The sequence below is a fragment of the Methylobacterium sp. 275MFSha3.1 genome (genome assembly GCF_900108435.1).
In the GTDB taxonomy this organism is placed as follows: Bacteria; Pseudomonadota; Alphaproteobacteria; order Rhizobiales; family Beijerinckiaceae; genus Methylobacterium.
In genome coordinates, this window is the sequence record NZ_FNWP01000011.1 from 86,586 (window position 1) to 98,432 (window position 11,847).

The following is an 11,847-nucleotide window of genomic DNA, read 5'->3' on the forward strand; positions in this document are numbered from 1 at the left end:
GAGGGCGGGGGTGCCCGGGACGCACGGCTCTCTCGGTGAATCGCCGCGCCGCGACGTGCGCTGGCGCATGCGGACCGCTTCCGGGCACGCGCCCCGGGGCAAGGGTCACGCCTCGATCCCGATCCGGTCCAGGGCCGTCGCGACGTCGTCGGAATCGAGGGCGCGGATCACCGGCCCCGAGGTCCAGACGAGAATCGGCCGGATCGTCCGGCCCGGGTAGATCTGCGCGAGGAGGCGCGCGTAGAGGGCGATCTGGCCGGCCTCCGCGGCGGGCAGCGGCGCGCCGGGCTCGGGCGGGCGCCCGGTCTTGAAGTCGGCGAGGTGCACCGTGTCCGCCGTCACGGCGAGGCGGTCGACGCGCCCCTGGACCACCCTCTCTGCCCCGCCGGCACGGACACGCCCCGACAGCGCCACCTCCGCGCGGGCGTCCCGGGCGAAGAGCGGCGCGAGGTCGGGGGCGTCGATGATCCGGAGGACCGACCGGACGATCGCGGGGGCGGCCGCGCGCGGCAGACCGGGCGCCCGGGCCTGCACGAAGGCGCGCCCGGCCGTCTCCCGGCGGTCCGGCTCGACCCGAGGCAGGTGCTGCAGCAGGGCGTGGGTGAGGATCCCGCGGCGCCGGGCCTGCGCGTCGGCGAGGCGCGGCGGCGGCACGCGCGTTCCGTCCGCCGCCTGCAGGGCGCCGGACGGGTTCAGGGCCTCGGAGGTCGGTTCCGGCGGCACCGGGCCGCGCAGCCAGTCGGGCTCCGGCCCGGCCTCCGCTCTGGCCGACGCGGCACCCGCGGCGGGGGCGGGATCCGGCGGGGCGCCGTCCTGCCAGAGGGTCGCGGGCCCGTAGGGGAGTTCCAGCGCCCGGCCGGCGCCGAGTGCCGCCTCCAGGCCGGCCTGGATCATCCGGCACCACGCCGCCTCGGTCTCGCGCTCGTGGCCGCGGAAGGGCGCCACGATCAGCCGGTCGGCCGCGCGGGTCATGGCGACGTAGAGCAGGCGGTTGTGCTCCTGCCGGGCCTTGGCGAGCAGGGCCGCCCGCGCCGCGTCGGTGGCGGCACAGTCCTGCGTCCGCCCGCCCGACCAGACCGGCGGCAGGGCGATCTCCGTCGCCGGGAGCGGCAGGAGGGGCGGGTCGTTGCGGCCGAGGGGCTCGCACCCGTCGAGGATCACCACGACCGGCGCCTCCAGGCCCTTGGCGCCGTGGACCGTCATGACCCGGACCTCGTCGCGGCCCGATTCGAGGTCGCGCTTGACCGTGTGGCCGGCCTCGGCCCCGACGTAGCGGGCGAGGAAGCCGCCCAGCGACGGGGCGTCCTCGCCGGTCTCGGCCTGGGCGGCGGCGGCGAGGAACACGTCGATCGCGTCCCCGGCCTCGCCGCCGAGGCGGGCGACCAGCTTGGCCCGGCCGCCCTGCGGCCCGAGGAGCCGGGCGTAGAAGCCGAACGGGCCGTGGAGCCCCGCCAGGGCGATCCAGCCCGACAGCGCCTCGAGCCCGCGCCGCGCGGCCGCGTCGCCCGCCGCGGCGTGGCGGTGCAGGGCATCCTCCAGGGTCTCGGCGAGGTCGCGGCGGGCGGCGATCCGCACGAGGTCGTCGTCGGTGAGGCCGACGAGCGGCGTCTTGAGGGCGGTGGCGAGGGTCAGGTCGTCGGCCGGCAGGAGGCCCGCCCGGCCGGCGGCGACCAGGTCGGCCACCGCGATGTGGGCGGAGACCTCGAGCCGGTCCTGCCCGGCGACCGGGACGCCGAGCCCCTTCAGGGCGCGGATCACCTCCTCGAAGGCGGGCCCGCGCTTCCGGACCAGGATCAGCACGTCCCCGGGGCGCCAGATCCGGCCGGTCGCGTCCCCCGCGGTGGTCCAGGCGCGCACCGCCTGCGCCACCCGGCGGGCGGTGACGATCGCGGGAGCGCTGGTCTCGGGCGCGTCCACGGGGGCGGTCCAGGCATCGGGCTCCGCGGCCGGCTCCGGCTCGGCGATCGGCCACAGCTCGACGGCGCCGGGCGCGCCCGGGCGGGCGCTGGCGTGGACGGTCGTGCGCACCGTGTCCTCGAACGACAGGCCCTCGTTGTGGGCGTCGAGGGCGAAGACCGCGTCGACGGCGCGCAGGACGAGGCCGGTCGAGCGGAACGACAGGGTGAGCGGCACGTCCTCGAAGGTCAGTCCGGCCGAGCGCGATTCCGCGATCCAGGACGCGCGGGTCAGGGCGAATTCCCGCGGCTCCGCGCCCTGGAAGCCGTAGATCGACTGCTTGGGGTCGCCCACCGCGAAGCGCGTGCGGCTGCCGGACCGCGCGCCCTCGCCGGCGGCGAATTCCTGCGTGATCGCCCGCAGGATCGCCCACTGCTCCGGGTTCGTGTCCTGCGCCTCGTCGACGAGGACGTGGTCGATGCCGCGGTCGAGCTTGTACAGGACCCAGCCGGCCCCGACGCGGCCGAGCAGGTCCAGCGCCTTGTGGATCAGGTCGTCGAAGTCGAGGGCGCCGAGGCGCGCCTTCTGCGCCTCGACGCGGCGGTGGATCTCGGCGGCGATCTGGAACAGCGCCTGCGTGCGGGCGTGGGCCCGGGCGGCGCGCAGGCGGTCGAACAGCGGATCCAGCCGGTCCCGCTCGGCGAGCAGCGCCGCCTTGGCGCCGGCCGGCACGCCCTTGGTCCCGAGGCTGCTGTCGGCCTTGGGCTCGTCCTTCTGGGTGAAGAAGACCGCGCGGTAGAGGGCGAGCGCCTCGGCCCGGTCGGGAAGGTCCGCGGAGCGGAGCCGCTCGGCCTCGGCGGCTTCGAGCGCGTCGGCGAGCTTCTCGTCGTTGGCCTTGCCGGTGCGCAGCGCCGCGACCAGCGCGGCGCGCTCCTCCGGGCGGCACCCGGGACCGCCCTCGAGGATCGCGGCCTCGATCCGCTCGGCGGTTTCCTCGGCCGCCAGTCCCAGCGCCCCGTGCAGCCGCCCGAAGGCCCGCTCCAGGCCGGCGGCGTCGCCGATGAAGCTCCGCGCCCGCATGGCCGCCCGGATCGCCGCCCGCAGGGTGTCGCCCGTGGCTTCCGGCGTGACCCGCGCGAGGGCGGCGCTGAGCGGCGTGTCGCCGTTCGCGACGGCGTCGGCCAGGACGTTGGCCATCTCGATGTCGAACAGTTCCCGGGCCTTGGCCTCGTCGAGCACCACGAAGCGGGCCGGCACGTTCGCCTCGAAGGGGAACATGTGGAGCAGCCGCTCGCACAGGGCGTGCAGCGTCTCGATCTTGAGGCCGCCCGGCGTCTCGACCGCCCGGGCGAAGAGGCGCCGCGCCAGGCGCAGGCGCTCGGGCCCGGCGCGCTCGCCGGTGAGCTGGGCGAGTTCGGCGGCGAGGGTCTCGTCGTCCAGCGTGACCCAGCGGCCGAGCAGCCGGAAGACGCGGATCGCCATGTTGGCCGCGGCGGCCTTGGTGAAGGTCAGGCAGAGGATCCGGCCGGGCGGCGCCTCGTCGAGGAGCAGCCGGACCACCCGGTCGGTGAGGACCTTGGTCTTGCCCGCGCCGGCGTTGGCCGAGACCCAGGCCGAGGCGCGCGGGTCGGCCGCCCGACGCTGGTTGGCGCGGGTCAGGTCGTCGACGACGAAGGGGGCGTGCGGGGTGACGCTGCTCAACGGTCCGGTCCGGCTCGGCTGCCGGCTCTCTCTACAACAGAAACGCGCCCGCGGACCCGCCAAGGCGTCACACCGGCCCTCGCGGGATTGCCCCGGGCGCGGCGCCGTCCCATGGATGCAGACGATCCCTTCCGCGCACACCGAACACGCCCGTGACCCAGCCGACATCCGAGCCGGCGCGCCCGCCGATCCGCTTCCGCGGCCGCTCCTTCATGGCCACCGTCCTGGCGCCGATCCCCCCGGTCGCCGACTGGTTCGGCGACCTCGACGCCCTCAACCGCCGTGCCCCGAACTTCTTCGCCGGCCGGCCGGTGATCCTCGACCTGTCCGGATTGCGGCTCAACCGCGAGGATCTCGACGGTCTGCTCGCCGAGCTGGCCGCCCGCAACATCCCGATCCTGGGGATCGAGGGCGCGGCGCCGTCGCTCCTGGATTCCGCGACCCCGCCGGCCCTGTCGGGCGGGCGCCCCGCGGGGGAGATCGCCGCCCCGGACGAGTCGGCCGCGGACGCGCCCGCGCCGGCCGAGCCGCAGGCCAGGGAGACGGCCCGCTCGCTGATCCTCGACGCGCCCGTGCGCTCCGGCCAGACCGTCCTGCACCTCGAGGGCGACGTCACGGTGCTGGGCGCCGTGGCGTCGGGCGCCGAGGTCATCGCGGGCGGCTCGATCCACGTCTACGGCGCCCTGCGCGGCCGCGCGATCGCCGGCGCCGCCGGCAACCCGACGGCGCGGATCTGGTGCCGGCGGTTCGAGCCGGAGCTGGTCGCGATCGACGGTCTCTACCGCGCCGCCGACGACCTCGACCCGGCCTTCCGGGGGCAGGCCGTGGAGGTGCGGCTGCTGGAGGACGCGATCAAGCTGAACCTGTTCGAGCGAGGTTGAGAGGCTTCGCAGCTCCGGCGTTCAGGCCGTCGGTTAACGGCCTTTCCGCCCGCGCAGAACCCACGGAGACCGGGGCCGAGCCCCCCGCGACGCGCGCCCGAGGGCGTGAGACCATCCTCCGCTGCCCCGATACAAGGATCCCGGCAGAATTTGCCGACCGGATCAGAAACTTAACCCTTCGGTAACCATACCCGCCGTCAATGGTCCGGTAAGGACTCTTAACGGGCGGACATGAGCGACACCCTCCCCGAGCCGATCGACCCGGAGACCGCCACAGCGGCGGCTCCTTCCGCGCCCCGGCCGCTCAGCCTGCGCGGGCGGGCCTTCAAGGCCCTGGCCCTCTCCCCCGAGCCGCCGCTCCCCGAGTGGCTCGCGGGCCTCGACGCGGCGCTCAAGCGCTCGCCGACCCTGCTGAAAGGCCGGGCCGTCATCCTGGACTGCGCCCAGCTCAAGCCCGAGCCGGACGCGCTCGAGACGCTCATGAACGAGCTCAAGGCCCGCGGCATCGCGGTCCTGGGCATCGAGGGGGCCGACGCGGTGGTGGACGGCCTGCCGCCGCTGCTGGTCAAGGGGCACCCGTCCGAGACGATCGAGATCCCGAGCGTCCCGGCCGAGCCGGAGCCGCAGGTGGTCACCTCGATCACCGTCGAGGGCTCGGTCCGCTCCGGACAGAGCGTCATCAACCCGACCGGCGACGTGACCGTGATGGGGTCCGTCTCCTCCGGGGCCGAGATCCTGGCCGGCGGCTCGATCCACGTCTACGGCGCCCTGCGCGGTCGCGCGATCGCCGGAGCCGCGCGCAACCCGCGCGCACGAATCTACTGCCGCAAATTCGAACCCGAGTTGCTGGGGATCGACCGCCTCGTGCGGACGGCGGAGGACATGGGCACGGCCCTGCGCGGCAAGGCCGCCCAGGTCTGGCTCGATGGCGGCAACATCCGAATGGCAAGCCTGGATTAAGGGAGATCGACGCGTGGCAAAGGTTCTCGTCGTCACATCGGGCAAGGGCGGCGTCGGCAAGACGACGACGACCGCGGCCCTCGGAGCGGCCCTGGCCCAGGGCGGGCAGAGCGTGTGCGTCGTCGACTTCGACGTCGGCCTGCGCAACCTCGACCTCGTCATGGGCGCCGAGCGCCGGGTCGTCTACGACCTCATCAACGTGGTCAACGGCGACGCCAAGCTCCCGCAGGCGCTGATCAAGGACAAGCGGCTCGAGACCCTGCACCTGCTGCCGGCCTCGCAGACCCGCGACAAGGACGCGCTCACCGATGAGGGCGTGGCCCGGGTGATGGACGAGCTGCGCGCGAAGTTCGACTGGGTGATCTGCGATTCCCCCGCCGGCATCGAGCGCGGCGCCCAGCTCGCCATGCATCACGCTGACGTGGCGGTGGTCGTGACCAACCCCGAGGTCTCCTCGGTGCGCGACTCCGACCGGATCATCGGCCTCCTCGATTCCAAGACCGCCAAGGCGGAGAAGGGCGAGGACATCGAGAAGCACCTGATCCTCACCCGCTACGACCCGATGCGGGCCGACCGCGGCGACATGCTCAAGACCGAGGACGTGCTCGACATCCTGTCGATCCCGCTGCTCGCGATCATCCCGGAGAGCCAGGAGGTGCTGCGCGCCTCGAACCTCGGCTGCCCGGTGACGCTGAACAACCCGCTCTGCGCCCCGGCGCGGGCCTATGCCGACGCGGCCCGCCGGCTCAAGGGCGAGTCCGTGCCGATGAGCCTGCCGGTCGAGCGCAAGTCCTTCCTCGACAAGCTGTTCATGCGGAGGGCGGCGTGAGCATCCTGGGACTGTTCCAGAAGCGCAGCTCCGGCGCGGTCGCCCGCGACCGCCTGCAGCTGATCCTCGCCCACGAGCGCGCGGAGTCGGGTCGCCCCGACCTCGTGATCCAGCTCCGGGAGGAGATCCTGGCGGTGATCGCCAACCACGTCGCGGTGGAGCCCGACAAGGTGAAGGTCACCCTGGAGCGCGGCGAGGGTGTCTCGACCCTCGGCCTCGACATCGAGCTGCCGCTCGGTGCCTCGGGCAAGCTCGACGCCAAGCTGGCCGCGAAGCTCGCCGAGGTCGCCGCCAAGAAGGGGGCCGCCAAGCCGGCCTCCTCCAAGAAGGCCGCTTGAGCCGGGCGGGGAGCGTCCCCGCCGGCACAGAGATCCACGCGCCGCGCCCGGTCCGCCGGGTGCGGCTTCGTCGTTCCTTCCACGAACTCCGGTCCCGACTCTCGACCGGGCGCCCCGTCGCGCCATCTCGGAAACCTCGGGGGAGGCCGATGAGAGGATCGCCATGCCGAGCGCCACGACGGACGACGGGATACGGCTCCACTACGAGGAGAGCGGCCAAGGGACGCCGCTGATCTTCGTCCACGAGTTCGCCGGCGATCATCGCAGCTACGAGGCGCAGCTGCGCCATTTCGGCCGCCGCTACCGCGCGGTCGCGTTCAACGCCCGGGGCTACCCGCCCTCCGACGTGCCGGAGGCCGTCTCGGCCTACGCGCAGGCGCGCGCGGCCGACGACATCCTGGCCATCCTCGACCATCTCGGCGCGCCGAAGGCCCACGTCGCCGGCATCTCGATGGGCGCCTTCGCGACCCTGCATTTCGGCCTGCGGCATCCCGACCGCGCGCTGTCGCTCTGCCTCGGCGGCTGCGGCTACGGCGCGGAGCCCGAGCGGCAGGCTCTGTTCCGCGCCGAGGCGGACGCGACCGCCGCGATGCTGCTCCGCGACGGCATGGCGGCCTTCGCGGAGCGCTACGCCGTCGGGCCGACGCGGGTGCAGTTCGAGACCAAGGACCCGCGCGGCCACGCCGAGTTCAAGCGGATGCTCGCCGAGCATTCGGCCCTCGGCTCGGCCAACACCCAGGCCGGCGTGCAGAAGGGGCGGCCGTCGCTCTACGATCTCACGGACGAGCTGGGGCGCATGACCGTCCCGACCCTGATCGTCGCCGGCGACGAGGACTGGCCCTGCCTCACCCCGAGCCTGATGCTCAAGCGGGTCATCCCCTCCGCCGCCCTCGCCATGCTGCCCAATACCGGCCACGCCCTCTCGGTCGAGGAGCCCGACGCCTACAACCGCCTGCTGGACGACTTCCTGGCGCAGGTGGAGAGCGGCCGCTGGCCGATGCGCGACCCGCGGGCGATCTCGGCGACGATCACCGGGATCAGGGGCTGACCGGCGCGCGGGGAATCAGCCGGAAGCGCGCGGGGCGATCGGGCTGGGTCGTCACGACCGCCTGGGGCAGCACCGGCTCGCGCTCGTCGAGTACCAGCCGGAACCGCTGGAGCACCCGCGCCAGGGAGAGGACGGCCTCGCTCAGGGCGAACTGCGCGCCGATGCAGACCCGCGGGCCGGCCCCGAAGGGCAGGTAGGCGAAGCGCCGCGGGGCGGGGGCGCCGGGCAGGAAGCGGCCCGGATCGAACGCGTCCGGGTCCGGCCAGAGCGACCGGTGGCGGTGGAGCACCCAGGGGCTCACCATGACGATGTCGCTCGCCTTCACGGCGTGGCCCGCCACGTTGTCCGGGCCCAGCGCCCGCCGGACGACCACGAAGGCCGCCGGGTACAGGCGCAGGGTCTCGTCGATCACCGCGCGGGTGAGCGGCAGCCGCCCGTCACTCTGGCAGCCGGTGGGGTCGGTGAGGTCGGCGGCCCGCGCCTCGGCGGCGACCCGCTCCTGCACCTCCGGGGCGAGGGCCAGCAGGTAGGCCGCCCAGAACAGCGTGCCGGCCGTGGTCTCGTGGCCCGCCAGGATCATGGTGGCGACCTGGTCGCGCAGCTCGTCGGGCGTGAAGGCGGCGCCGGTATCGGGATTGCGCGCGGCCGCGAGCAGGTCGAGCAAATCGCCCGAGCGGGACCTGTCCCCCTCGACCGCCCGGCGCGCCGCGATGATCCGGTCGAGGAAGGGGATCCACCGGCGCCGGAACCGGCGGCGCGACCAGTCGAGGGGCACCGGCCAGCCCGGGGGGGTGACGATGTCGAGGAGGTGCGGCCGCCCCATCCGCTCGGCGTACTCGGCGATGAACTGGCGCAGCTCGGCGCCGTGCTGGTCCATCCCCACCGAGAACATGGCGCGCCCGGCGATCTCGAGGGCGAGCCGGTAGAAGGACGTGAACAGGTCGACCGGCCCCGCCGCGGCCTCGGCGGCGATGCGCTCCATCCCGTCGGTCACGGCCGCGGCGATGTGGGGCACGAGGCCGTCGATCGCCCGCGGCGTGAAGGCCGGCGCCAGGGTGCGCCGCTGGTGCCGCCACGCCGAGCCCTCGCTGATCAGGAGACCGTCGCCGAGGATCGGGCGCAGGATGCGGGTCGTCCCGGTGGTGCGCGCGTAGTTCGCCTGATTCTCGACGAGCACCCGGCGGATCGCCTCGGGGTCGTTCAGCACGAAGCTCGACCGCCCGAGCAGGCCCCGGCGGGTGACCGGCTCCTCGAAGGCGCGCCGGGGGAAGCCCGCGAGCGCGTTGTCGCGGATCGACCGCAGATAGGCGGGCAGCGGCAGCTCGCGCTCGGGCGGGGCGCGGTGCGGCGGCACCACGCGCGGCGTCCCGGCGAGGCTCGGGATCGTCCGGTCCGGGGTCGCGGTGGCGTCCGAGAATGTTGGCATGGGGTGCCATCCTGTGCCGGAGACGGGCAGCCCTGTAAACCGCCGGCCGCGCCCCGCGCGGACCGGTCACGCTTACGTCATTCCGCCGCCGTGCGCAGGCGCGCTTCGGCACTCCGGTCGGCACTCTGGATCGGCAGGCGCGCGGGGAACCGGGCCGGGTCGGATTCCGGCGACAGGCTCGCCACGAGGCTCGCCCGGGGCAGGGCGGTCTCGGTCACGTCGAGCAGCGTGTCGACGCCCCGCTCCAAGTGCTCGTCCACCCGGTCGACCACGAGGATCTCCGGCTCGCGCAGGATCGCCCGCGCGAGGCCGACCCGCACCCGCACGCGCTCGGCGAGCGCCTGCCCGCGGTTGCCGACCTCCTTCTCGAGGCCGCGCCGCTGGATCGGCCGCTCCAGGTCGAACTCCCGGAACACCGCGCGGGCCTCCTTCTGGATCAGCGCCTCGCCGTGCATCCGCGCCGTGTCGATGCGGCCGAACAGCAGGTTGTCGAGGACGGTGCTGCGCGGGTTGATCCGGTTGGGGTCGTAGGATTCGACGTCGCAGCCGTCGTCGCCGTGCATGAAGCCCTGCACGACCGCCCGCGCGCCGACCATGCGCTTGGCCAGGGTCTCGTCGAGCAGCCCGAAGCGCATCCGCGGCTCGACATAGGCGAGGGCCAGCGCCAGGAAGGCCACGCTGTCGGTCTCGCTCAGCCGCCCGTCCTCGGGCAGGCGCGCGAGCCGGCGCAGGTAGTCGGGCAGCGCGTCCGGGGTGATCAGCGAGAACCGCCGGAACAGCGGGTGGCCCGGCGGCACGTCGGCGAAGATGTCCTTGAGGTTGCTGGCGATGGCGACGCCCATCCGGTCGAGCTCGTCGAGGAGCTTCACCTTCTCCAGCGCGTCGCGGAACAGGGGGACGCCGGCGAGGCGGCGCGGATCCGTCAGCGTCGGGTCGCGGGGGACGCCGAACAGCAGGTTCTCCCCGACGGTGGCCTGCTCGTTGTAGTGGCCCCGGGCGAAGGGGATCACGAGGTCGGCGAGACCCTTCTGGGCGAAATGCTCGCGCAGGTGCTCCCGCGCCGCGATCATGCGCTGGCCCACCGGCGTGTCGTGGGCGACCGAACTCAGGGCGCCGAGCCCGAACCGGTAGAGCTCGTCGCCGAGGTCGAGCCGGCCGAGCAGGTCGAGCAGGCGCTCGTCGAGCTCGTCGGCATCCCGGACGCCGAGGCGCTTGAAGTCGATCCAGGGGTCCTCGACGCTGTCGCAGGGGTTGCCGGTCTTCACCGCCTCGTTGATCCGCGCCTTGCTGAGGTCGAGGCTCTTGGTGCGCAGCGGGTGCACGCGCAGCCCGTAGAGGACGTTGTCGCGCAGCGTCCCGGGGAACAGCACGGGCTGGACGCCCGCGTAGGCGATGCGCCGCGCGTGGTCGCGGCGCGGCAGCGTCGAGAGGTCGTGCTCGCCGATCCGGACCGTGCCCCCGGGCGGCGACTGGAGCCCGGCGAGCACGCGAACGAATTCCTGCGCGATCGCCCCGGGCGGGACCAGGGCGACCTGCCCGGGGAGGCGCACCTCCGCGTCGCCGACCTCGATCAGGGAGCCGCCCTGCGGATCGCGCAGCTGCAGGCCCTCGAGCCGCAGCGGCCCGCCGAGCCGGGGCGCCGCGCGCTCGGATTCGTGCTCGGCCGGCAGGAGGCGCTGCGGGCCGAAATGCGCCGCCACGGTCTCGTACTTGACCTCGACGTCGAGGCGCTGCTGATCCCAGTCGATCAGCTCCTTGAGGGGCGGCGGCAGGTCCCGGTAGGCGGCCAGGACCGCCACGAGCTGGCCGATGTCGAGCTGGCCCTTCAGGGCGAAGTAGCCGCCGATCGCGTAGAACAGGAACGGCGTCACCTGCGCGAGCAGGTTGTTGAGGTATTTGACCGCGAACTTGCGGCGGTAGATCCGCAGCCGGAGGTCGTAGAGCCGGTAGAGGCGGCCGCCGATCTCCGCGCGTTCCCAGCGGCCGGTGTCGTTCAGCGTCACCGCCTGCAGGCCGTCGAGCACCTCGGCGACGCGCCCGGCCAGGGCGCGGGACGCGATCTGGCGCTGGCGGCTGAGACGGATGATCTCCCGCCGCAGCCGCGGGATCACGGTCATCTGCACGGCGACCATGCCGCCGGCCGCGATGCCGAGCCAGATGTTCTGCATCATGATGAAGGCCAGCGCCGTCGCGGCCTGCGTGCCCAGGAACACCGGCACCACGATCGCGTCGCCGATGAAGGAGCCGATCGGCTCGACCTCGTCCCGGATGATCGTCGCGGTCTCGGAGGATTTCACCTCCCGCTGCGTCTCCGGGGAGAAGCGCAGCATCAGCGAGAACAGCTGGAACCGCAGGCGGCGCAGCATCCGCTCGCCGAGAATGCCCTTCTGGAGGTTGATCCAGAACTTGAACGCGCCGTTGATCAGGACGAGGCTGAGGAACAGCGTCGACAGGCTGAGCAGCAGCTCGAACCGGTCGAGCTGGAACCCCTCGAACAGGTGCGTCTTGCCGCCGCCCAGGAAGGCGGGCCACTCGACGGTGAGCTCGAGGAACGGCGCGGTCGCCTCGCCGTGCGCGTAGGCCTTCCCCGTGATCGCGTCGTTGACGATGCGCTTCGGCAGGTCGAGCGAGGCGAAATAGAACGGGAGCGACGCCAGCACGACGGCGCAGATCCGGAGCTGCGCGACCTTGGAGTAGCGCCAGATATACGGGAACAGCCGCGGCTCAAGCGCGCGCATCGTGTCCTTCCGACGAAAGCCCGCCCTGGC

The 11,847-nt window shown here is 73.8% G+C and carries 8 protein-coding genes; 5 read left to right on the plus strand and 3 right to left on the minus strand.

Annotated elements, in window-relative coordinates:
- Positions 1-105: 105 nt before the first annotated feature.
- Positions 106-3,597, minus strand: coding sequence for a double-strand break repair helicase AddA (addA, locus tag BLW78_RS14975; RefSeq protein ID WP_091680518.1), 3,492 nt, complete (start codon positions 3,595-3,597; stop codon positions 106-108).
- Positions 3,598-3,809: 212 nt separating this feature from the next.
- Between addA and minC (BLW78_RS14980) the strand changes: the two genes are divergently transcribed.
- From minC (BLW78_RS14980) to BLW78_RS15000, 5 genes are all read left to right on the plus strand, one after another.
- On the plus strand, positions 3,810-4,478 hold the full coding sequence (gene minC, locus BLW78_RS14980; protein ID WP_056533382.1) for a septum site-determining protein MinC: 669 nt from the start codon (positions 3,810-3,812) through the stop codon (positions 4,476-4,478).
- Positions 4,479-4,709: 231 nt separating this feature from the next.
- A complete protein-coding gene (gene minC, locus BLW78_RS14985) occupies positions 4,710-5,438 on the plus strand; it encodes a septum site-determining protein MinC (protein WP_020093045.1) in 729 nt (242 codons plus the stop codon).
- 13 nt (positions 5,439-5,451) lie between these two features.
- Positions 5,452-6,267, plus strand: a complete 816-nt coding sequence (gene minD / locus BLW78_RS14990; protein WP_020093046.1) for a septum site-determining protein MinD — start codon at positions 5,452-5,454, stop codon at positions 6,265-6,267.
- Positions 6,264-6,605, plus strand: a complete 342-nt coding sequence (gene minE, locus BLW78_RS14995; protein ID WP_042672278.1) for a cell division topological specificity factor MinE — start codon at positions 6,264-6,266, stop codon at positions 6,603-6,605. Before minD ends, minE begins: the two co-directional genes overlap by 4 nt.
- A gap of 163 nt (positions 6,606-6,768) precedes the next feature.
- Complete coding sequence (locus tag BLW78_RS15000) at positions 6,769-7,653, plus strand: alpha/beta fold hydrolase (RefSeq protein ID WP_091680520.1); 885 nt, start codon at positions 6,769-6,771, stop codon at positions 7,651-7,653.
- On the opposite strand, the gene BLW78_RS15005 is transcribed toward BLW78_RS15000, so the two are convergent.
- On the minus strand, positions 7,643-9,079 hold the full coding sequence (locus tag BLW78_RS15005; protein WP_091680522.1) for a cytochrome P450: 1,437 nt from the start codon (positions 9,077-9,079) through the stop codon (positions 7,643-7,645). The genes BLW78_RS15000 and BLW78_RS15005 overlap by 11 nt on opposite strands.
- Before the next feature lie 77 nt (positions 9,080-9,156).
- Positions 9,157-11,817 carry an ABC transporter ATP-binding protein/permease gene (locus BLW78_RS15010; RefSeq protein ID WP_091680524.1) on the minus strand — a complete coding sequence of 887 codons (2,661 nt, stop codon included), beginning with the start codon at positions 11,815-11,817 and terminating at the stop codon, positions 9,157-9,159.
- Positions 11,818-11,847: the final 30 nt, after the last annotated feature.